Genomic DNA, 20,716 nt, shown 5'->3' with positions numbered 1-20,716 from the left:
ACCCATGAAACATGAACCGATCCAGCGGGCCGCACGCGGACCGTCACCTAGACGGTCCGAACGGCCCGCTCCCGAGGCGCTGGGCCGGGAATCGCTGGCGGGCGATTTCCGACTGATCTTCAATGCCTTTGTCGACGCGTTCCACGGCATGGCTTCGTCGTCGCGGCTGGAAAGCCGCTGGTCGCAGCTGCGTTACGGCGGTTGCTGCTGATCATGATTGCGCGGCGTTGGCATGGCCAGGTGTCCTGTGAAAAGGCATCCGAATATCTCCAGCTGATGGCCGAGGTCGGGTTGCCCGATTACCGCTCCACCCGCGGCAACCGGGCAGCCTGGTGCCTGTTCCGGCGCTCCAACGGGGTCGTCCAGGTCGAGATGTTCACCCTGTGGGACGATCTCTCGGCGATCCGGCGTTTCGCCGGGGACGACCTCGCGAAGGCCAAATATTATGACTTCGATCCCGATTATTTGATCGAGATGGAGCCGGAGGTGGTTCACTTCGAAGTCATCGAAGGCTGACCGCTTCGATCAATTGCGTTGTAGGGGGCGGCTCGCCTATAGCCGCCCCCTCTTTCATGTTCGCCGGAGTCCCCAACGCCAATGTCCCGCCGCCGCCAAATCTACGAAGGCAAGGCCAAGATCCTTTACGAAGGTCCGGAGCCCGGAACGCTCATCCAATATTTCAAGGATGATGCGACCGCCTTCAACGCTCAGAAGCGCGGCACGATCAGCGGCAAGGGCGTCCTCAACAACCGCATCAGCGAACATATCTTCACCGCGCTGCAGACGATCGGCGTACCGACCCATTTCATCCGCCGCCTCAATATGCGCGAGCAGCTGATCCGCCAGGTAGAGATCGTTCCGATCGAGGTGGTGGTCCGCAACGTCGCGGCAGGTTCGATCTCCAAGCGGCTCGGGATCGAGGAAGGCACCCAGCTCCCCCGCACGATCATCGAATATTATTACAAGGACGATGCCCTTGGCGATCCGATGATCGCGGACGAGCATATCGCCTGCTTCGGCTGGGCCAGCCAGGAAGAGATGAACGACATCGCCGACATGGCGATCCGCATCAATGACTTCATGTGCGGCCTGTTCGCTGCCATCGGCATCCGCCTGATCGACTTCAAACTGGAATTCGGCCGCGTTTATGACGGCGAGTACAGCCGGATCATCCTGGCCGACGAGATCTCGCCCGACGGCTGCCGACTGTGGGACATGAAGACCAACGAGAAGCTGGACAAGGACCGCTTCCGCCAGAGCCTCGGCGGCGAAGCCGAAGCCTATCAGGAAGTCGCCCGCCGCCTCGGCCTACTTCCCGAAGGGGAAGAGGCGAACGCAGTCCTGGATCTCGACGAGCACCGCAAGAAGCGCGGAAAGTAGCGCGTCACCGGTGTGGGAGTGCCCCGGGCCAGAGTAGTTACCTTGAATGCCGCCCTTGGTCCGCTGGATTACAGGGTACCGGACGGTATGTCCGTCGAACCGGGCAGCGTCGTCATCGCACCGCTCGGCCCGCGACAGTTGATCGGTGTCGCCTGGGAGGCCGACCGGCTCCAGACCGAAGAAGTCGGCGACAACCGCCTCAGGCCCCTTGCGGGACTGGTCGACGTGCCGCCGATCCCGGCACCGCTACGCCGGCTGTGCGAATGGACCGCCGACTATTATCTGTCGCCGATCGCAGCGGTATTGCGGATGGTTCTATCGACGTCGGCTGCATTGGCAGGTCCTCGCCAGCTGATCGAATATCGGCCCACCGGCGATAAACCTGCACGCCTCACGCCCCAACGCCTTCAGGCCTTGGCGAGAATAGAAGGCCGGCAAGGCACGATCCGCGAATTGGCCGCGCACGCGGAGGTCAGCGACGCGGTGATGCGCGGGCTGGTCAATGCCGGGGCACTGGAACGGGTCGAAGTCGACGCGGACCAGCCCTATCCCGAACCTGGTCCCGATTTCGCGCCGCCAGCCCTCAACGCGGAACAGCAAGCGGCGTCGGCTAGCCTCACCGCAACCGTGGGCCAAGGCTTCGACCCGGTCCTGCTCGACGGGGTCACCGGCTCCGGCAAGACCGAAGTCTATTTCGAGGCGATCGCCGAAGCGGTTCGCCAGGAAAAGCAGGTGCTGGTCCTGCTCCCCGAGATCGCGCTGACTGAGCCGTTCCTGACACGCTTCACCGCCCGGTTCGGCTGCGAGCCGGTGACCTGGCACTCGGACCTGCGCTCTTCGCAGCGTCGGCGGGCGTGGCGTGCCATTGCCAGTGGCGAAGCCCGCGTCGTCGTGGGCGCTCGCTCGTCGCTTTTCCTGCCCTACGCCAACCTCGGCTTGATCGTTGTCGACGAAGCCCATGAGCCGAGCTTCAAGCAGGAGGAAGGCGTCCAGTATCACGCCCGAGACGTCGCCGTAATGCGCGGCCATTTCGAGGAAATCCCCGTCATCCTCGCTTCGGCGACCCCGGCCATCGAGACGCGCAACATGGTCGACATCGGCCGCTACCGAGAGCTGAAGCTGACCGAACGCCATGGCCTGGCCGAGCTGCCGGAAATTCGCGCCATCGACCTCACCCGGGATCCGCCGCAGCGCGGTCGCTGGCTGGCGCCGAGCCTTGTGACGGAAATCGAGGCCAACCTTGCAGCCGGCGAGCAATCGCTGTTGTTCCTCAATCGCCGCGGCTTTGCGCCGCTGACGCTGTGCCGAACTTGCGGCCACCGTTTCCAATGCCCGAACTGCACGGCCTGGATGGTCGAACATCGGCTGATGCACCGGCTGGCATGCCATCACTGCGGCCATGTCATGCCTCCGCCGAAGAACTGCCCGGAATGCGGCGAGGAGGAAAGCCTCGTCGCTTGTGGGCCGGGCGTGGAGCGGATTGCCGACGAAGTCGCGGACCTCTTTCCCGAAGCGCGAACGTCGATTGTCACCAGCGACACGATCTGGTCGCCGGCACGCGCCGCTGAATTTGTCCACGCGATGGAGGCCGGTGAAATCGACATCGTCGTCGGCACGCAGCTCGTCACCAAAGGCTATCACTTTCCCAACCTCACCCTGGTAGGTGTCGTCGACGCCGACCTCGGTCTGCAGGGTGGCGACCTTCGCGCAGCAGAGCGTAGCTTCCAGCAGATCCAGCAAGTCGCCGGCCGCGCCGGTCGGGGAGACAAGCCGGGCAGAGTGCTGGTCCAGACCCACGATCCGGAAGCTCCGGTGATTGCGGCGCTAGTTTCAGGCGACGCACCCGGTTTCTACGCCGCCGAAACCGACGCCCGCCGCGATGCCGCAATGCCGCCCTTCGGACGGCTAGCCGCGATCATCGTTTCCAGCGAGGACAAGGCCCAGGCAGAATCCGTTGCGCGCCGGATCGGCAATGCCGCCCCAACCATCGAAGGCATGGCGGTATTCGGCCCAGCTCCCGCCCCGCTCGCCATGCTCCGCGGCCGCCACCGGCAGCGCCTACTCGTCCACGCAGCCCGAAAACTGGACGTCCAGGACGTCATCCGCGACTGGCTTGGCGCATTGGAATGGAGCAGCAAGGTTCGGGTTGCCGTGGATGTAGATCCCTACAGCTTCCTATAAGGCTCTACAGCAAATCAGGCTGGGGTAGCGACGCACCCTCTGCTGCGAGCAGCTTCTTCTTCCGATCGAGACCGCCCGCATAGCCGCCGAGTGTACCATCTGAGCGAATTACCCGGTGACACGGTACGAGGACCGCGACTGGGTTGGAACCATTGGCAGTGCCCACAGCGCGCGTTGCGTTCGGGTCGCCTACGGCCTTGGCAATGTCGGCATAGCTCCGCGTCTCGCCGAGCGGGATCTTGCGCAGCTCCCTCCACACCGCTTCCTGGAATGCGGTGCCGTGCACGTCGATCGGAAGTTCGGGCGCCGATTGCGGCGTGTTGATCGCTTTCAGCGCACCCGCGACCCACGGCGCGATCGTGCCATCGTCGGGAAGGATTTCCGCATTCGGGAACCGACTCCGAAGCGCGCGCTCGTCTTCGTCGAACGTCAGCCGGCAAATGCCTTTCGCCGTGGCCGCGACAAGCAAGGGACCGAGCGGGCTATCGGTGACCACATAACGGATGGTCTCGCCTCGCCCGCCGTCTCGCCAAGCTGAAGGCGTCATACCCAAACGTTCCTTGGCGTCGGCGTAGAAGCGGCTGGGCGCGGCATAGCCCGCATCGTACATTGCCTCAGTCACGCTCTTGTCCTCCTGAAGATGGGCTTCGGCGCGGCGAGCGCGCACGGCGCGCGCATATGCGGCCGGCGACACGCCGGCATCGCGGGTGAAAATTCGCTGGAAATGATGTTCGGCATAGCCGACCGCGCTGGCAAGCTCGCCCAGTCTTGGCGGCTCCTCCGCTCGCTCGATCAGCTGGATCGCCTTGGCCACTGCCTCTCGGTCGCGTCCGACTTCATCCGGCTTGCAGCGCAGGCACGGCCGATAGCCGGCAGCACGGGCCGCCTCGGCGTCGAGAAAGAATTCCACATTCTCGCGCTTCGGCCGGCGGGCCGGGCAGCTTGGCTTACAGTAGATCCCGGTCGTCTTGACCGCACCGATGACCCGGCCATCCCAGCTTCGGTCACGGCGATCAAAGGCCTCCCAGGCGGCTTCCCAAGCGTCGTTCGTGTCAATTGTTCGCATCAGCATGGACCTAACATAGGTGTCGGGCCTAGGTCCCGCTTCCCAACACTTGCGGTCAAAGTGAGGTAGTGGTTTTGGCCTGGCAATTCCATGAAGGCGAGCTCGAACTTGAAGATGTGCGCGCTCTCTTGACCCAGCATTTCGCCGAGATGCGAGCTGGATCGCCGCCGGAAGCCTGCCATGTGCTTCCGATCGACGGGTTGAAGGATCCCGCGATCCGTTTCTTCACGATACGGGAGAACGGCGGCTTGCTCGGCTGCGGCGCGCTGAAACGGCTTGAGCCGGGACATGGCGAAATCAAATCGATGCGCACAGCAAGCGAGGCGCTAGGCCGCGGCGTCGGTAAGGCCTTGCTTGACCACATCGTCGCGGCTGCCCGAGCTGAAGGAATGTCCCGCCTTAGCCTCGAGACGGGTTCGACCGACCAGTTCGCGGCCGCGCTTCGGCTGTACGAGCGAGAGGGTTTTGTGAATTGCGGCTCATTCGCTGGGTACGCAGACACCCCGTTCACCCGCTTTTTCACCAGGGCGATCTAAGCTCGCTCGACCCGGGCGGCGAAGCAGCCGCGAGTGGCATTATGAGCATCGATATGGTCGATCGCCGCGTCAGCAAGCATGCGCCGAATAGCGGGATCCGCCTCGCCCGGCTGTACGATTGCCGCATCGACCATCATGCCGTTGGCATCAAAGGCGCGCAGTGACAGGATGCGCCGATCCAGTGCAGGCGGGATCTCATCCTCATAAGTTGACGCAACTGGGGCCGTTTCGCTGACGAAAATCGCATGGCTGGCCCGGTAAGGATTATTACCATCGTGCGAGACGTAGTTGACGAGCAAGAGTGGCTCGCCTGCCTTGGCATCGTCGAGTTGGATGCGGCACGGAAAGCCAGATTCCTCGCTGGCAATCATTCGGGCTGCGCCATGGCGGACCAGTTCCTCATCACTAAGTCCGATTAGGTGTGCGAATTGCGAAGGCTCGAGGCCGGAAATGCGGTAGGTCATGCCGCCAGATTAGGGCAGTCGAAGCAAACCGGCTTCCCACCGCTTGCGCTTAAACGCACGCCTCGGGATTTGGCCCCCCGATAACTCGGGAATTCGCCTCCTTGCATCCCCTGCTACCCCCTGCTAGGGGCGCGCCAACCCATGAGGGGCGCGCGGTTTCCCGGCTGCTGTGCCCCGTTCAATGCATGGTACAGATTCACCTGTTGGAGCTTTGAGCGCGTGGATAATTCCGGCGGCATCCAGGCCAGCTTAGCGGGGCGGTACGCAACCGCTCTGTTCGGCCTTGCCCGTGACGAAAAGCAGATTGATGCGGTCACCCGCAGCCTCGCGACTGTCGAGGCGGCGATTGCCGAATCGCCTGACCTTAGGACGCTGGCAACCAGCCCGCTGATCGACCGTGTCGACGCCGGCCGGGCAATGCGCGCCGTGACCCCTGCCCTTGGTATCGATCCGATCACCGGTAAGTTCCTCGGCGTCCTCGCCGACAATGGCCGGCTCCGCGAGCTGAAGGCGGTCATCAAGATCTTTCGCCAACTCGCAGCCCAGCACCGCGGCGAAACAACCGCCGAAGTCATCTCGGCCCGTCCGCTCGACGACGGCCAGATGACCGCACTCAAGTCGAACCTTAAGGCCCGCCTCGGCCGCGATGTCGCGGTTGAAGCCAAGGTCGATCCCGAAATTCTCGGAGGCATTATCGTCCGGCACGGAAGCCAGATGATCGATGCCTCGATCCGCACGAAACTCAACACACTCGCCCAGGCGATGAAAGGCTGAACATGGATATCCGCGCCGCTGAAATTTCCCGCGTCATTCGCGACCAGATCGCGAACTTCGACGCCGACGCGCAGGTTTCGGAAGTCGGTAGCGTGCTGTCGGTCGGCGACGGCATCGCCCGTATTCACGGTCTCGACAATGTCCAGGCCGGCGAAATGGTCGAGTTCGAGGACGGCACCAAGGGCATGGCCCTCAACCTCGAGAGCGACAATGTCGGCGTCGTGATCTTCGGCTCCGACTCCGCGATCAAGGAAGGCACGACCGCCAAGCGCACCGGCGCGATCGTCGACGTTCCCGTCGGCAAGGGCCTGCTCGGCCGCGTCGTCGACGCACTCGGCAACCCGATCGACGGCAAGGGCCCGATCGAGACGACCGAGCGCCGCCGCGTCGAAGTGAAGGCCCCGGGCATCATCCCGAGGAAGTCGGTGCACGAGCCGGTGCAGACCGGCCTCAAGGCGCTCGACGCGCTCGTTCCCGTCGGCCGGGGTCAGCGCGAGCTGATCATCGGCGACCGCCAGACCGGCAAGACCGCCGTCGCCATCGATACCTTCATCAACCAGAAGGAAATCAACAAGGGCGGCGACGAGAGCCAGAAGCTCTATTGCATCTATGTCGCGGTCGGACAGAAGCGCTCGACTGTCGCCCAGATCGTCCGCGCGCTCGAAGAGAATGGCGCGATGGAATATTCGATCGTCGTCGCCGCGACCGCTTCGGAACCGGCTCCGCTTCAGTATCTCGCGCCCTACGCCGGCGTGACGATGGGCGAATTCTTCCGTGATAACGCCATGCACGCCGTCATCGTTTACGACGATCTTTCGAAGCAGGCCGTCGCCTATCGCCAGATGTCGCTGCTGCTCCGCCGTCCGCCGGGCCGCGAAGCCTATCCGGGCGACGTCTTCTATCTCCACTCGCGCCTCCTCGAGCGCGCCGCGAAGATGAACGACGATAACGGCAATGGCTCGTTGACCGCGCTGCCGATCATTGAAACGCAGGCAGGCGACGTGTCGGCCTACATTCCGACCAACGTGATCTCGATCACCGATGGCCAGATCTTCCTCGAAACCGACCTCTTCTACCAGGGCATCCGCCCGGCGATTAACGTCGGTCTTTCGGTCAGCCGCGTCGGTTCGGCCGCGCAGACCAAGGCGATGAAGAAGGTCGCCGGCTCGATCAAGCTGGAGCTCGCCCAGTATCGCGAAATGGCAGCCTTCGCCCAGTTCGGCTCGGACCTCGACGCCGCGACCCAGAAGCTGCTGGCCCGCGGCGCGCGCCTGACCGAGCTGCTGAAGCAGCCTCAGTACAGCCCGATGCCGGTCGAAGAGCAGGTCGCCTCGATCTATTCGGGCACCCAGGGCTTCCTCGACGCGGTCGAAGTGAAGGACGTCGTTCGCTACGAAGCGGCGATGATCAGCTTCCTTCGCGCCGAGCATGCCGATGTGCTGAAGTCGATCCGCGACAGCAAGCAGCTGGACGACGACACCGCCGCCAAGCTGAAGGATGCGCTCACCACCTTCGGCAACCAGTTCGCTTAAGACAGGGACGCTTCGGCGATGGCCAGCCTCAAGTCATTGAAGCTTCGCATCGGCTCGGTGAAGTCGACGCAGAAGATCACCAAGGCGATGAAGATGGTCGCCGCGGCGAAGCTGCGCCGTGCGCAGTCGAGCGCCGAGGCCGGCCGTCCTTATTCGACCCGCTTGTCGGAAACCGTCAACCGGCTGGTTTCAAGAGTCCAGGTCAGCGATAGCTCGCCCCGCCTGATCCGCGGCACGGGCAAGGACGACACGCACCTGATCGTCGTCGTCACCAGCGACCGCGGTCTGGCCGGCGCCTTCAACACAAACATCATCCGCGCCGTCCGCAAGAAGGCGCAGGAGTTGGTCGCCGAGGGCAAGACCGTCCTGTTCTACATCGTTGGCCGCAAGGGCCGCCCGGCGATCCAGCGCGTCGCCCCGAAGGCGATCATCGGCCAGTATGACACGAGCCACATGAAGGCGCCCGCCTTCACTGACGCTCGAGCCATTGCCGAGGACCTCGTGGACCGGTTCCAGAGCTCGCAGTTCGACGTCGTGCACCTCGCCTACAGCGAGTTCCGGTCGGTCCTGGCCCAGGAGCCGAAGATCAAGCAGATCTTCCCGGTGGTCGGAACGCCAGTTGCCGAAACGGACAAGGCCAAGGCTGCGCCGGCATCGGTCGAATATGAGCCGGACGAAGAAGCGATCCTGGCCGAACTGCTGCCGCGCAATTTCTCGGTTCAGCTTTATCATGCGCTGCTCGAAAACGCCGCCGGCTTCTACGGATCGCAGATGACGGCGATGGACAATGCGACCCGCAACGCGGGCGACATGATCAATCGCCTCTCGATCCAGTATAATCGCCAGCGTCAGGCGGCGATCACCACCGAACTCGTCGAAATCATCTCGGGCGCCGAAGCGCTCTAAAACGAATAAGAAAAGGCAAGGAAACCGAACATGGCAACCGCCGCTGAGCCCAAGACCCGCACCAAGAAGGCCGCGACCAAGAGCGCGCCCGCTCCCACGTCGCCGACCACCGGCGGCAACATCGTCGGCAAGGTCGCGCAGGTGATCGGCGCCGTCGTCGACGTCGCGTTCGAAGGCGAGCTGCCGCCGATCCTGGCCGCGCTTGAGACGGACAATGGCGGCCAGCGCCTGGTGCTCGAGGTCGCGCAGCACCTCGGCGAGAACATCGTCCGCACCATCGCCATGGACGGCACCGACGGCCTGACCCGCGGCCAGCAGGTCACCGCAACGGGTTCGCAGATCCAGGTTCCAGTCGGCCCCATGACCCTCGGCCGCATCATGAACGTCATCGGCGAGCCGATCGACGAGCGTGGACCGATCGGCAGCGACAAGTTCGCCCCGATCCACGCCGACGCGCCAGCCTTCGTCGACCAGTCGACCGAAGCGAGCATCCTCGTCACCGGTATCAAGGTCATCGACCTCCTCGCCCCCTACGCCAAGGGCGGCAAGATCGGCCTGTTCGGCGGCGCCGGCGTCGGCAAGACCGTGCTGATCCAGGAACTGATCAACAACATCGCAAAGGGCCACGGCGGCGTGTCCGTGTTCGCGGGCGTCGGCGAGCGTACTCGTGAGGGCAACGACCTCTATCACGAATTCCTCGACGCAGGCGTTATCGCCAAGGACGCCGACGGCAACCCGACGCCGGAAGGCTCGAAGGTCGCTCTGGTGTTCGGCCAGATGAACGAGCCGCCGGGAGCGCGCGCCCGCGTCGCCCTGTCGGGCCTCACCCAGGCCGAATATTTCCGCGACCAGGAAGGCCAGGACGTTCTGTTCTTCGTCGACAACATCTTCCGCTTCACACAGGCAGGTTCGGAAGTGTCGGCGCTCTTGGGCCGTATTCCTTCAGCCGTGGGCTATCAGCCGACACTGGCTACCGACATGGGCACGCTTCAGGAGCGGATTACGTCGACCAACAAGGGCTCGATCACGTCCGTCCAGGCAATCTACGTTCCGGCCGACGACTTGACCGATCCGGCACCGGCCACCTCCTTCGCCCACTTGGACGCGACGACCACTCTGTCGCGCGCCATTTCGGAGCTGGGCATTTACCCGGCCGTCGATCCGCTGGACTCGACCAGCCGCGTGCTGAGCGCAGCGATTGTCGGCCAGGAGCATTATGACGTGGCCCGCGCGGTCCAGGAGACGTTGCAGAAGTACAAGTCGCTCCAGGACATCATCGCGATCCTGGGCATGGACGAGCTTTCGGAAGAAGATAAGCTGGTCGTCAGCCGCGCCCGCAAGATCCAACGCTTCCTCAGCCAGCCGTTCCACGTCGCCGAAGTGTTCACCGGCATCCAGGGCAAGTTCGTCCAGGTCGAAGACACGGTCGCCTCTTTCAAGGCGGTTGTGAGTGGCGAATATGACCATCTTCCGGAAGCTGCCTTCTACATGGTCGGCGGCATCGAGGAAGCGGTCGCCAAGGCCGAAAAGCTGGCCCAGGGCGCCTAAGCGAAATGGCCGACGGCCTTCGCCTGGAAGATTGCGTCAACGAGACCTGTCCCTGGTCGGGTGACCCCGTCCAGGAAGACAGCCTGACGCTCTACCAGGGCAAGGTGGTCGGCTTTTGCAACCCGGGCTGCCGGGACAAATTCGAGAAAGCGGCGTCGTCGTTCGACTCCGCGATCGAAGGAAAGAAGTAAGTAGATGGCCGACCTTCATTTCGAGCTGGTGACCCCGGAAAAGCTCGTCCGTTCGGACGAAGTGCATATGGTTGTCGTCCCGGGCAGCGAAGGCGAGTTCGGCGTCATGGCCGGCCATGCGCCCTTCATGACCACGCTGAAGGACGGCGAGCTCAAGATCTACAAGACCCCGGGTTCCGGACCTGAAACCATCACCGTTTCCGGCGGCTTCGCCGAGGTCGGCGATCAGGGCCTGGTCGTGCTTGCCGAAAGCGCCAACGCCTGACACTCTCCCTGCGCCCGCCGAGGTAAGGGCGGGTAAAGGGAGGACATGTTGGGAAGTGCGGCGTCGATTGATTTAAGCCCATCTCCGTCACTTTCCGCCGGCGGGAAAGAAGATTTCCTAAGCTCCACGCGGACAGCCATCCTTTTGATCCTGGCGGTCGCGGTCGCCACGCGCATCGTTGCCTGGTGGGACCCGGTCGCACATGTTGACGACCAATTTTACCTGCTGGCCGGCGAAGAGTTGCTGAATGGCCGCTGGCCTTATCTTGACATATGGGACCGCAAACCACTCGGGCTGTTCCTGCTCTACGCCGGGATCGCCTGGATAAGTGACGGCAGCATCCTCGGCCTAAACCTCGTCGGCACAGCATTTGCCGCCGCCACCGCGCTAGTCATCCGCCAGATCGCACTTCGTTTCGCTTCGGCGACCAGCGCCACGCTGGCCGCGGTCGCCTACCTCTTGGCCATGCCGGTATTCGGCGGACAGACCGGCCAGTCCCCGGTATTCTATAATCTACTGATCGCCGGCGCCGCATGGCTCATGTTCCGCGCTTCGGATCAGGACCGCGCCGGCTCCATCCGCCGCCATGCAATGGGCGCCATGTTACTCTGCGGCCTGGCGATGACCATCAAGCAGATCAGCTTTATCGAAGGCGCATATTTCGGCCTCGCCTTTCTGTGGATGCTAAAGCGCAACGGCTGCGGCCGGGGGGCAGTCGCCCTTACGGGCGCGGCAATGGTCGTTGTCGCCCTCCTCCCCACCCTCCTCTGCCTCGCTGGCTATGCCGTGGCAGGCGAAGCTGCGCTCGGCGAGTTCGTCTATGCCAACTACGTCTCGATTTTCGAACGACGGGGATGGCGACTATTGGCGAAGGTCGCTGGCGCGGCCTATTTTATCCTATTCCTGCTGCCGTTGATCGGCATGGGCGGCTTGGGAGCTGTCCATCGCTGGCGAGCCCAGCCGCATGACATAGGCCAGAAGCTGCTGTTGGGCTGGATCGCTGCTGCCCTGCTCGGTTACCTCGGCGTTCCTGCCTTCTTCGACCATTATACGCTGCCGTTCCTGGTCCCGCTCTGCATCTCTGCAGCAACCGCATTCGATCGCTCCAGCCGCTGGTTGCTGTTCATCGGCGTTGCCGGGTTTTACCTGGTGGAAGGGACGCCGATCGACTGGCGCCTTCACCAGCGCCAGGCGGCGCAGTATGAGCATATCCGCCGCACGATCGACCAAGCGCGGCGCGGCGGCTGCGTCTATGTCGCGGACGGCCCCAGTCGCATTTACATCGACTTCCCCGACTGCCGCCCGTCACGTTACCTGTTCCCGGATCATCTGGTACTCATCACCGAAGCCGGCGCGGTCGGGGTGGATACCGTCACAGAAGTCTCGCGCATCTTGGCGCAGCGGCCGGCGGTGGTCGTCACTCGAGCTGCCGCCAAGGGGCGCCGGATGCCCGAGATCCAGGCACTTCTGTCGCGCAGCATGGCGGAGAATTACCGACCGATCCTAATAACGCCGCCCGGCTATTCTAAGAGCGTCGATGACGTGACAATCTGGCAACGTCGAGACCTTGCCCCGCCCAACCGTTAACTTCCCTTTTACCTTAAGCTGCTTGGGTGATACCCTTAGATTCCCAGGGGTAACCGTATGTTGCAGCAGTCCGTCGATCCCAGGCATGCCATCAACGATGAGCCACTGCAGCTTAGCGTCGTCATTCCAACGAAAAACGAAGCCGGCAATGTCGAACCACTGCTGGAACGGCTTGGCGTCGCGCTCGCCGGGATCGAATGGGAAGCAATCTTCGTCGACGACAGTTCGACCGACGGTACACCCGAACTTCTGACCCGCATCGCGCAGAGTGACCGCCGCGTCCGCCTGATCCGCCGTATCGGCCGCCGCGGCCTATCGTCGGCTGTCGTCGAGGGCGCCCTCGCTTCCACGACGCCGATCGTTGCCGTGATCGATGCGGACCTCCAACATGACGAGAAGGTCCTGCCCGATCTCTATCGTGCCATTGCAGACAAAGGCCACGAACTGGCAATCGGCACGCGCTATGCAGCCAATGGCTCGACCGGGGAATGGGCGGAGGACCGCCTGAAGATCAGCCGGTTTGCAACAGCCCTCGCTTCGCCGATCATGAAGACAAGGCTTTCGGATCCGATGAGCGGTTTCTTCGCCGTTCGCCGTGACATCCTGCTCGAAGCAGCGCCGCGTCTCAGCACCGTCGGCTATAAGATTCTTCTGGACCTTGTCGCTTCTCATCCGCGTCCGCTCAAAGTTGCGGAGGTCGGATACACGTTCGGCACGCGTCAGCATGGCGAGTCCAAGCTCGATGAGATGGTCGCGCTCGAATATCTCGAACTGCTGCTGGACAAGGCGATCGGCCGGTTCGTCCCGGTGAAGCTAGTTCAGTTCGGTGCGATCGGAATGCTTGGCGTCGGTGTGCACCTCACCCTGCTATACATGGCAATGAACATGGTCGGTGCGCCCTTCGCAACATCGCAAGCGTTGGCGGTGATCGGCGCGATGACGTTCAACTTCGCCTTGAACAACAAGTTCACCTACCGCGACCAGCAGCTCAAGGGCTTTGCCTGGGTCGGCGGGCTCTTCTCCTTCTACCTCGTCTGCTCTTTGGGCGCGGTCGCCAATGTCGGTATCGGCAGCCTGGTGTACGAGCAGTTCCACGGTTGGTGGATCGCGGGGATTGCGGGAGCGATCGTCGGTTCGGTCTGGAACTACGTCGCCAGCAGCTGGCTGACCTGGACCAAGCGCTAACGTCACCGATCCAGGCGACGGGTCAGGCATTATTTCGGTCGATATTAGTCTTTTCTCAAAGTTTGCCCCTTATTCACCATTTCGGTTTTCCGCGGATTGAATTGGGAATCGTTGGTTATGAACGCATTCGGCAAGCGCAACGGTCTCGGTGCTGGGCAACGGCCCAGCTTCGGTGTCGCCCGCCCGATGAAGGGTGGAGCTGGCGGCGATCAGTTTCCGCCTGTACCGGAAGATGTCCCCACGCCAGTTGAATCCGAAGGCCCGGACGAGGGCGGTGGCATGCCTGCCCAGCCCGGTGCGGCGATGGATCGTCTCAACGACCGTCAGAACGCCAGCGGCGAGCGCGCGGGCCACAAGGCCGAAGGCTTCGAGGCATCGGTCCACCGCATCAAGGAACAAGTGCTGCCGCGCTTGCTGGAGCGTGTCGATCCCGAGGCGGCGGCAACGCTGGGCAAGGATGAGCTCGCCGAAGAATTCCGGCCGATCATCTCCGAAGTGCTTGCGGAGCTGAAGATCAACCTCAACCGCCGCGAAACCTTCGCGCTGGAAAAAGTGCTGGTCGACGAACTGCTGGGTCTCGGGCCGCTCGAGGAACTGCTCGCCGATCCGGCCGTCAGCGACATCATGGTCAACGGGCCCGACCAGACCTTCATCGAACGCAAGGGCAAGCTTGAGCTGGCCAAGATCCAGTTCCGCGACGAGGAGCATCTGTTCCAGATCGCCCAGCGCATCGTCAACAAGGTCGGCCGCCGCGTCGATCAGACCACGCCGCTGGCCGACGCCCGCCTTCAGGATGGCAGCCGCGTCAACGTCATTATTCCGCCGCTCTCCCTGCGCGGCACCGCCATCTCCATTCGTAAATTCTCCGAAAAACCGATCACGCTCGACATGATGCGCGGCTTCGGCTCGATGTCGGAGAAGATGGCGACCTGCCTGAAGATCGCCGGCGCCTGCCGAATGAACGTCATCATCTCCGGCGGTACCGGTTCGGGTAAGACGACCATGCTCAATGCCCTGTCGAAGATGATCGACCCGGGCGAGCGCGTGATTACCATCGAGGACGCGGCCGAACTCCGGCTTCAGCAGCCGCACTGGCTGCCGCTGGAAACCCGTCCGCCGAACCTTGAGGGCCAGGGCGCTATTACCATTCGCGACCTCGTCATCAACGCCCTGCGTATGCGCCCAGACCGCATCATCCTCGGCGAAATTCGCGGCCAGGAGTGTTTCGATCTCCTGGCGGCGATGAACACCGGCCACGACGGCTCGATGGCGACGCTTCACTCCAACAGCCCGCGCGAATGCCTGGCTCGTATGGAAAACATGGTCATGATGGGCGACATCAAGATCCCGAAGGAAGCGATCTCACGCCAGATCGCTGACTCGGTCGACCTCATCGTCCAGGTGAAGCGCCTACGCGACGGTTCGCGCCGCACGACCAACATCACCGAGGTGATCGGGATGGAAGGCGAAGTCATCGTCACCCAGGAACTGTTCAAGTTCGAGTATTTGGACGAGACCGCGGATGGAAAGATCATCGGCGAATATCGCTCGATGGGCCTTCGTCCCTACACGCTCGAAAAGGCCAAGCAATTCGGCTTCGACCAGCCCTATCTGGAATCCTGCCTGTAGGTCATTCGTCGAAACCAGCATTGCTCCTGTAACGCGGCCCGGCCAATGTCCGGGCCGCATTCGTTTGAGGAGACAAATGATGGTTCGCCGTGCCGCAGCGTTTTTCCTGATCGCCGCCGCAGCTGCCCCCCTGGCCGCCCAGCAGTCGACCGAAGCAGCTAAGCCCGCCGTGGAGCAGCCATCGCCTTTGTCGGCCGTGCTTGCCGCGCCGACACGCACTCCGGCGAATGTCGCTCGGGACAAATATCGCCACCCGGCCGAAACGCTGACCTTCTTCGGCCTTCAACCAGGACAGACTGTCGTTGAGCTATGGCCTGGTGGTGGCTGGTACACGGAAGTGCTCGCCCCCTATCTCGCGACCGGCGGCACACTTTACGTGGTTCCGCCCGCCGGCAATTACGACCAGCGCATCCGCACCAAGATCGGAAGCAATCCAGTCTATGGCAAGGTGCAGGTGGCAACCTTCAATTCCGGGCAGCCAACATCTATCGCGGCGGGAAGCGCCGACCTCGTCCTGACGTTCCGCAACGTCCACAGCTGGCTGGATGGCGACGCCCCCATCGCCGACCAGGTCTTCGCCGAGGCCTTTCGCGTGTTGAAGCCGGGCGGAACCCTCGGCGTGGTCGAGCATCGTCTGCCCGAAGAAGCCGACGACGCTCGGCAAATGACAAGCGGCTACGTCAAGGTATCGACCGTCCGAAGACTCGCCGAAGCCGCCGGCTTCCAGTTTGCCGGGGCAAGCGAGATCAATGCCAATCCCAAGGACACCAAGGACTATCCCGAAGGCGTCTGGACGTTGCCACCGTCCCTACAGCTCGGCGACAAGGATCGTGCGAAATATCTGGCGATCGGCGAAAGCGACCGGATGACACTGAAGTTCGTCAAGCCGAACTAGGCGGCTTCCGCGCGCTGATCCAGATAGAGCGGAGCGTCGGTCGCCAATCCTTCAAGGAAGCGATCGGTGCACCGGTCCCAGCCGTAATGCCGGGCCTCCGCAGCACAGGCGACGCGATCCGCGGTAAGTGCGCGCTGCACGGCTGCGGCCAGATATCGGTCGACGCCGCCGATGCGCCGCTTGCCGGCATGCACGCCCCGGCCGTCCGGACCGAGTATGTCGAGTGGCCCGCTCGCCGGATAAGATGCGACGGGAAGTCCGCAGGCAAGTGCCTCGATATTCACCAGTCCGAAGGTGTCGGTCAGGCTTGGAAACACGAAAACATCCGCGGCGCGATAGATGGATGCCAACTCCGCACCATGCCTGACGCCCATGAACAATGTTTCGGGATAGCGAGCTTGCAGGGCTTCGAGCGCCGGCCCGCCGCCGACTACCACTTTGCTGCCGGGCACCGGGCAATTCAGAAATGCCTCTATATTCTTCTCGACGGCCACGCGGCCGACATTGAGCATGATCGGTCGCGGCAATGACTGAAGGGCCGGGTGAGGTGCAACCGCCGGATTGAACTGGCTGAGGTCGACGCCGAGCGGCCAATGGTGGATCGGCCCGATCCCTCTTTTCTCCAGTTCTTCGGCAAGTGATTTCGTAACTGCGAATGTTCGTTTTGCCGGCCGATGAAAGCGCCGCATGACCGGCCAGATCCAGTCTGTCGGAATCCCGGTGCGCATCGCTACATAATCCGGAAACCGCGTGTGGAAGCTGGTGGTGAATTGCCTGCCCCGCTTCAGGCACCACCCGCGCGCGGCCCAGCCAATAGGCCCTTCGGTGGCAATATGGATCGCATCCGGCTCCGCCGCGTCGAGCATCGCCTCTACCCCGCTCCCAGCGCCAAGCGCGAGCCTGATTTCCGGATAGGTGGGACAGGCGATGGTGCGAAACGGACTTGGCTCTATGACTTTGACCTCATGCCCGATTTCCAGAAGCCGGGCGGCGGTCATCGCCAGCGAACGGACAACGCCGTTGACTTGAGGATGCCAGGCGTCAGTCGCGATCGCGATCTTCAAGCGAACGCCCTTTGCGGGACGGCAATCGAAGCCTGGCCGCCCCCGGCCGCTTCTTCGCGCTTGCGCGCCGCCCAATCCAGGATCTCCATCCGCCCGTCGGCATGTTCGACCAGCGCCGTGCAGCTTTCGACCCAGTCGCCGTCGTTATAATAGGTTACCTCGCCGATCTGGCGGATTTCGGCGGTATGGATGTGGCCGCACACCACGCCATCCGCGCCGCGTTCGTGAGCAGCGTGAGCGACGGCCTGCTCGAAATTGGAAATGAACTCGACCGCATTCTTCACGCGCTTCTTGAGCAGCGCCGACAGCGACCAATAGGGCTTGCCCAGCATCCGGCGTACCCTGTTGAGCACAGCGTTGAGCTTCAGCAGAAGGGTATAAGCCTGGTCGCCCAACAGGGCGAGCCACTTGGCGCAAAGCACGATTCCGTCGAATTCGTCTCCGTGAAGAACCAGCAGACTTCGACCGTCGGCCGTGACGTGGATGCACTGGCTCGCCACTTCGATCCCGCCGAAATTGAGCCCGACATAGTCGCGGAAAATCTCGTCATGGTTGCCCGGCACGAAAATGACGCGCGTTCCATGCTTGGCCATCTTCAGCCAACAGCGCACAACGTCATTATGCCTCGCCGGCCAATACCAGCCCTTCTTCAATTGCCAGCCATCGACGATGTCGCCGACCAGGTAGAGCGTTTCGCACTCGATGCTTTTGAGGAAATCGAGCAGAAGTTCCGCCTTGCAGCCAGGCGTTCCCAGGTGCGTGTCGGAAATCCAGACGGTCCTAAGAAGAAGCCGGGGAATACCCGGCTCGAAATGCATCGGTTCGTCCTGGAATGCCGGCACAAAGCCTGGCGGAAGCTTGATGCCGGCGGATTTCCGCGGCGGCGGCTGGACAGATCCCATCAACCCCTCCCGATACGGTCAAGGAAGTTCCTAGCGAAGCGCCGCGTCATCGGCGTTGCAGTTCGACGACATTATTGTTGCAAGGCGCTCAGTGCCTAAAGCAACAACTCATTGAATTTTATTGGAAAAATGGTGGGCGTGGCAAGGATTGAACTTGCGACCCCTGCGATGTCAACTCCGGCTGCCTCAGCCAAGCTGTTGATTTTCAACGTTTATGGATCTGGAAGATTGCCGTTTTAGCCAATCTGAAGGCCGTTTCCCAACCGCCCAAGTTCACTTTGAACCAGCGGAACACTGTGGAGCATTTTGGCTGATTTACGCCGTTTCCTGGTCACTTTCTTCATCGAACAGATCGGCAGCGACAAGGCGTTGCTCCAGTCCCTCGGGACTGAGGCCGGCCTCGAGCTGATCGAGCCTTGCCCCTGCCCAAACCAACAGCCGTCTCGTTCTCTCCGGAAGGTTCGGCGCCACCTCCATTAACGGACCAACAAATGTCCGCAATCGCTGCAGTCGAGCTTGCTCATCAAGCAGCTGTTCGAGGACCGTGACCGCCTTCTGTTCCAGTTGGCGCCTTCGTTCCGCCGCAGCCCGTTGGCGCGCGGCTTCCTCTTCTGCGGCGCGCCTGCGAGCATCAAATTCACGGTTGTGGCGCTTGGCCGCGGCCATTGTCTGCATCCGCGAAGCTTCTGGCACGGGCTCGCTCGCCGAGGTCAAAAGGTTCGACCCATTGCGGTCATTAGCCAAGCGTCCGCAATCCAACCGGAGGGACGCAGCGGCTGCCATTTGCCCCCCGCCAATCGACCCGATAGCCTTGGCCAATGAAGCCAAAGCTGCTCACCACCATTCAGGATTATTCCTCGAAGCTTTTCGTGGCCGACGCACTGGCGGGCTTCACCGTCGCGATGGTCGCGCTCCCATTGAGCATCGCCATCGCTATTGCCTCGGGGGCTGAACCGGCGGCGGGGTTGGTTACGGCAATTGTAGGTGGGTTACTGATTTCGGGGCTGGGCGGAAGCAGGGTCCAGATCGGGGGCCCTACCGGCGCTTTCATTGTCGTTGTCTATGGAGTGATCGAGCAATTCGGCTTCGACGGCCTGCTGCTAGCAACCCTGATGGCCGGCGTGATATTGGTCGGCGCCGCCTTGGCCCGGGCCGGAAAACTGATCGCGCTCATCCCGGAATCGGTGATCGAGGGCTTCACGATGGGAATTGCGCTGATCATTGCCGTCAGCCAGCTCAAGGATCTGTTCGGCTTATCCGTCACAAAACTACCTGCCGACTTCGTCGACACTGTGCCCGCCCTGTGGAATGCACGGCACTCAGTGAACGCCGTGGCCGCCGTCGTCGGCCTTGCCTCAATCGTCGCGATTGCTCTGCTACGACGTCGGGCGGGCTCGATTGTGGTCATTGCACTGGCGTCAGCCTTGGTCGCGCTATTCTCGTTTCCAGTCGAGACAATCCATTCTCGATTTGGCGATCTGCCAAACGGGCTTCCGTATCCCTCATTGCCGCCGATAAGTATTGCGCGGATTAGCGAGCTACTTCCCTCGGCTTTGGTGATCGCCTTCCTGGCCGGAGTTGAATCCCTGCTCTCTGCGATTGTTGCAGACCGGATGGTCGGCGGGGCTCATCGATCCAACGCCGAACTGCTTGCCCAGGGTGCCGCAAACATCGCCTCGCCCCTGTTTGGCGGCCTTCCAGCAACCGGCGCTATCGCCCGCACTGCGACCAATGTGCGGGCAGGCGGGCGCACGCCCGTGTCGGGCATTGTCCATGCGATCGCGATCCTGATATTCGTTGTCGCAGCTGCTCCGCTGGCTGGCTATCTCGCGATGCCTGCGCTGGCTGCGCTATTAATCGTAACCGCATGGTCAATGAGCGAGCCGCATCGCTGGCGCGAGCACCTACACGCACGTCCCGCAGACCGGTTCTTGCTGTTCCTCACCATGACACTGACCGTTGTCAGCGACCTCACAGTGGCAATTGCGGTCGGAACGGCTGTGGGCCTGGCGCAACGCCTTATTCGAAGAGATGTCGAGCCCGCTGAGTGGACGCCACCCGATCGATAGACCGGCGGATCCGCGTTCGATCATCGACTGCGAGGCTAATGACCGCTTTCCACCCAAAGTGGACGTTAGCGAAGGTTCGTTTCGGCCTCTTGAAATCTTTTTCCCCAAAACCAAATTCCCGCCCGCCGGCCAAGAACTGGCTGGCGACGGGACTCAGGGGCTTGTCGGCACTGCGTCCCGTCTGGTTGCTCTAGAGGAGGACAGATATGCGCAGTGCGTTTGATTTTGCGCCCTATCGGCGCTCCACGGTCGGCTTTGATCGGCTGTTTGACCTTCTGGAAAACAGCTCGCTAGGACAGGGTTCTGAAAACTACCCGCCGTTCGATCTCATTAGAGTTGACGACAACCATTACCGCATCAACCTGGCGGTGGCTGGCTTCAGCCGCGATGAAATTGACATCACTGCCCAGCAAAACCAGCTGATCGTCAGTGGCAAGCGAAGCGATGACGAAGGTATTGATTACATCCATCGCGGAATCGCCAACCGGCAGTTCGAACGAAAGTTCGGCCTGGCCGATTTCGTCAAGGTGGCTGAGGCCGAT

At 62.4% G+C, this 20,716-nt stretch carries 22 protein-coding genes; 17 read left to right on the top strand and 5 right to left on the bottom strand.

Features of this window, described 5'->3' with window-relative positions; genetic code table 11:
* Positions 1-4 precede the first annotated feature (4 nt).
* The 4 genes from LZ496_RS00110 to LZ496_RS00095 all read left to right on the top strand — a co-directional run bounded on the left by LZ496_RS00110 (position 5) and on the right by LZ496_RS00095 (position 3,561).
* A complete protein-coding gene (locus LZ496_RS00110) occupies positions 5-211 on the top strand; it encodes a hypothetical protein (protein WP_249902576.1) in 207 nt (68 codons plus the stop codon).
* A gap of 2 nt (positions 212-213) precedes the next feature.
* Entirely contained in the window at positions 214-516 is a 303-nt protein-coding gene (locus LZ496_RS00105) for a hypothetical protein (protein ID WP_249902575.1), read from the top strand.
* Between the two features lie 81 nt (positions 517-597).
* Complete coding sequence (gene purC, locus LZ496_RS00100; RefSeq protein ID WP_249902574.1) at positions 598-1,380, top strand: phosphoribosylaminoimidazolesuccinocarboxamide synthase; 783 nt, start codon at positions 598-600, stop codon at positions 1,378-1,380.
* Between the two features lie 18 nt (positions 1,381-1,398).
* Positions 1,399-3,561: a primosomal protein N' gene (locus LZ496_RS00095; RefSeq protein WP_249902573.1), complete on the top strand. Its 2,163-nt coding sequence runs from the start codon at positions 1,399-1,401 to the stop codon at positions 3,559-3,561.
* Between the two features lie 4 nt (positions 3,562-3,565).
* Here the strand turns inward: LZ496_RS00095 and LZ496_RS00090 are convergent, their stop codons facing one another.
* A complete protein-coding gene (locus tag LZ496_RS00090; RefSeq protein WP_436286440.1) occupies positions 3,566-4,633 on the bottom strand; it encodes a bifunctional transcriptional activator/DNA repair enzyme AdaA in 1,068 nt (355 codons plus the stop codon).
* Positions 4,634-4,701: 68 nt separating this feature from the next.
* On the opposite strand from LZ496_RS00090, the gene LZ496_RS00085 reads away from it, so the two are divergent.
* A complete protein-coding gene (locus LZ496_RS00085; RefSeq protein WP_249902571.1) occupies positions 4,702-5,163 on the top strand; it encodes a GNAT family N-acetyltransferase in 462 nt (153 codons plus the stop codon).
* On the opposite strand, the gene LZ496_RS00080 is transcribed toward LZ496_RS00085, so the two are convergent.
* On the bottom strand, positions 5,160-5,627 hold the full coding sequence (locus tag LZ496_RS00080) for a DUF1203 domain-containing protein (protein ID WP_249902570.1): 468 nt from the start codon (positions 5,625-5,627) through the stop codon (positions 5,160-5,162). The genes LZ496_RS00085 and LZ496_RS00080 overlap by 4 nt on opposite strands.
* 219 nt (positions 5,628-5,846) lie before the next feature.
* Between LZ496_RS00080 and LZ496_RS00075 the strand changes: the two genes are divergently transcribed.
* From LZ496_RS00075 to LZ496_RS00030, 10 genes are all read left to right on the top strand, one after another.
* Complete coding sequence (locus LZ496_RS00075) at positions 5,847-6,401, top strand: F0F1 ATP synthase subunit delta (protein ID WP_249902569.1); 555 nt, start codon at positions 5,847-5,849, stop codon at positions 6,399-6,401.
* Between the two features lie 2 nt (positions 6,402-6,403).
* Complete coding sequence (gene atpA / locus LZ496_RS00070) at positions 6,404-7,933, top strand: F0F1 ATP synthase subunit alpha (protein WP_249902568.1); 1,530 nt, start codon at positions 6,404-6,406, stop codon at positions 7,931-7,933.
* Between the two features lie 18 nt (positions 7,934-7,951).
* The gene (locus LZ496_RS00065) at positions 7,952-8,839 is read left to right on the top strand and encodes a F0F1 ATP synthase subunit gamma (RefSeq protein ID WP_249902567.1); all 888 of its coding nucleotides are present in this window, start codon (positions 7,952-7,954) and stop codon (positions 8,837-8,839) included.
* Between the two features lie 30 nt (positions 8,840-8,869).
* Positions 8,870-10,387: a F0F1 ATP synthase subunit beta gene (gene atpD, locus LZ496_RS00060; protein WP_249902565.1), complete on the top strand. Its 1,518-nt coding sequence runs from the start codon at positions 8,870-8,872 to the stop codon at positions 10,385-10,387.
* A 5-nt stretch (positions 10,388-10,392) separates the two neighbouring features.
* Positions 10,393-10,578: an eL24 family ribosomal protein gene (locus LZ496_RS00055; protein ID WP_249902564.1), complete on the top strand. Its 186-nt coding sequence runs from the start codon at positions 10,393-10,395 to the stop codon at positions 10,576-10,578.
* 4 nt (positions 10,579-10,582) lie between these two features.
* Positions 10,583-10,843, top strand: coding sequence for an ATP synthase F1 subunit epsilon (locus tag LZ496_RS00050; protein WP_249902563.1), 261 nt, complete (start codon positions 10,583-10,585; stop codon positions 10,841-10,843).
* Positions 10,844-10,987: 144 nt separating this feature from the next.
* Positions 10,988-12,430 carry a hypothetical protein gene (locus LZ496_RS00045; protein WP_249902562.1) on the top strand — a complete coding sequence of 481 codons (1,443 nt, stop codon included), beginning with the start codon at positions 10,988-10,990 and terminating at the stop codon, positions 12,428-12,430.
* A 57-nt stretch (positions 12,431-12,487) separates the two neighbouring features.
* The gene (locus LZ496_RS00040; protein ID WP_249902561.1) at positions 12,488-13,615 is read left to right on the top strand and encodes a glycosyltransferase family 2 protein; all 1,128 of its coding nucleotides are present in this window, start codon (positions 12,488-12,490) and stop codon (positions 13,613-13,615) included.
* 117 nt (positions 13,616-13,732) lie between these two features.
* Positions 13,733-15,244 carry a CpaF family protein gene (locus tag LZ496_RS00035; RefSeq protein WP_249902560.1) on the top strand — a complete coding sequence of 504 codons (1,512 nt, stop codon included), beginning with the start codon at positions 13,733-13,735 and terminating at the stop codon, positions 15,242-15,244.
* Between the two features lie 79 nt (positions 15,245-15,323).
* Positions 15,324-16,139, top strand: a complete 816-nt coding sequence (locus LZ496_RS00030) for a class I SAM-dependent methyltransferase (RefSeq protein ID WP_436286457.1) — start codon at positions 15,324-15,326, stop codon at positions 16,137-16,139.
* On the opposite strand, the gene LZ496_RS00025 is transcribed toward LZ496_RS00030, so the two are convergent.
* The 3 genes from LZ496_RS00025 to LZ496_RS00015 all read right to left on the bottom strand — a co-directional run bounded on the left by LZ496_RS00025 (position 16,136) and on the right by LZ496_RS00015 (position 18,780).
* A complete protein-coding gene (locus tag LZ496_RS00025) occupies positions 16,136-17,203 on the bottom strand; it encodes a glycosyltransferase family 4 protein (RefSeq protein ID WP_249902558.1) in 1,068 nt (355 codons plus the stop codon). The genes LZ496_RS00030 and LZ496_RS00025 overlap by 4 nt on opposite strands.
* A complete protein-coding gene (locus LZ496_RS00020) occupies positions 17,200-18,105 on the bottom strand; it encodes a UDP-2,3-diacylglucosamine diphosphatase (RefSeq protein ID WP_436286439.1) in 906 nt (301 codons plus the stop codon). Before LZ496_RS00020 ends, LZ496_RS00025 begins: the two co-directional genes overlap by 4 nt.
* A 315-nt stretch (positions 18,106-18,420) precedes the next feature.
* Positions 18,421-18,780 carry a hypothetical protein gene (locus tag LZ496_RS00015; protein WP_249902557.1) on the bottom strand — a complete coding sequence of 120 codons (360 nt, stop codon included), beginning with the start codon at positions 18,778-18,780 and terminating at the stop codon, positions 18,421-18,423.
* Positions 18,781-18,923: 143 nt separating this feature from the next.
* On the opposite strand from LZ496_RS00015, the gene LZ496_RS00010 reads away from it, so the two are divergent.
* Together LZ496_RS00010 and LZ496_RS00005 are read left to right on the top strand one after the other, a co-directional pair.
* Positions 18,924-20,174, top strand: coding sequence for a SulP family inorganic anion transporter (locus LZ496_RS00010; RefSeq protein WP_249902556.1), 1,251 nt, complete (start codon positions 18,924-18,926; stop codon positions 20,172-20,174).
* 206 nt (positions 20,175-20,380) lie between these two features.
* Positions 20,381-20,716: Hsp20 family protein (locus LZ496_RS00005; protein WP_249902555.1), on the top strand; the 336-nt coding region annotated here is incomplete at its 3' end.

The organism is Sphingomonas caseinilytica, from assembly GCF_023516455.1.
Taxonomy (GTDB): domain Bacteria; phylum Pseudomonadota; class Alphaproteobacteria; order Sphingomonadales; family Sphingomonadaceae; genus Sphingomicrobium; species Sphingomicrobium caseinilyticum.
Note: the sequence above shows the minus strand (reverse complement) of the source record. Positions and strands in the feature narration are given on the sequence as shown.

Coding starts and splice junctions, on each gene's coding strand:
- LZ496_RS00080 (WP_249902570.1), bottom strand. CDS start 5,627: ATGACCTACCGCATTTCCGGCCTCGAGCCTTCGCAATTCGCACACCTA.
- LZ496_RS00065 (WP_249902567.1), top strand. CDS start 7,952: ATGGCCAGCCTCAAGTCATTGAAGCTTCGCATCGGCTCGGTGAAGTCG.
- LZ496_RS00035 (WP_249902560.1), top strand. CDS start 13,733: ATGAACGCATTCGGCAAGCGCAACGGTCTCGGTGCTGGGCAACGGCCC.
- atpD (WP_249902565.1), top strand. CDS start 8,870: ATGGCAACCGCCGCTGAGCCCAAGACCCGCACCAAGAAGGCCGCGACC.
- LZ496_RS00020 (WP_436286439.1), bottom strand. CDS start 18,105: ATGGGATCTGTCCAGCCGCCGCCGCGGAAATCCGCCGGCATCAAGCTT.
- LZ496_RS00030 (WP_436286457.1), top strand. CDS start 15,324: ATGGTTCGCCGTGCCGCAGCGTTTTTCCTGATCGCCGCCGCAGCTGCC.
- LZ496_RS00010 (WP_249902556.1), top strand. CDS start 18,924: ATGAAGCCAAAGCTGCTCACCACCATTCAGGATTATTCCTCGAAGCTT.
- LZ496_RS00055 (WP_249902564.1), top strand. CDS start 10,393: ATGGCCGACGGCCTTCGCCTGGAAGATTGCGTCAACGAGACCTGTCCC.
- LZ496_RS00105 (WP_249902575.1), top strand. CDS start 214: ATGATTGCGCGGCGTTGGCATGGCCAGGTGTCCTGTGAAAAGGCATCC.
- LZ496_RS00090 (WP_436286440.1), bottom strand. CDS start 4,633: ATGCTGATGCGAACAATTGACACGAACGACGCTTGGGAAGCCGCCTGG.
- LZ496_RS00040 (WP_249902561.1), top strand. CDS start 12,488: ATGTTGCAGCAGTCCGTCGATCCCAGGCATGCCATCAACGATGAGCCA.
- LZ496_RS00110 (WP_249902576.1), top strand. CDS start 5: ATGAAACATGAACCGATCCAGCGGGCCGCACGCGGACCGTCACCTAGA.
- atpA (WP_249902568.1), top strand. CDS start 6,404: ATGGATATCCGCGCCGCTGAAATTTCCCGCGTCATTCGCGACCAGATC.
- LZ496_RS00015 (WP_249902557.1), bottom strand. CDS start 18,780: ATGCAGACAATGGCCGCGGCCAAGCGCCACAACCGTGAATTTGATGCT.
- LZ496_RS00050 (WP_249902563.1), top strand. CDS start 10,583: ATGGCCGACCTTCATTTCGAGCTGGTGACCCCGGAAAAGCTCGTCCGT.
- purC (WP_249902574.1), top strand. CDS start 598: ATGTCCCGCCGCCGCCAAATCTACGAAGGCAAGGCCAAGATCCTTTAC.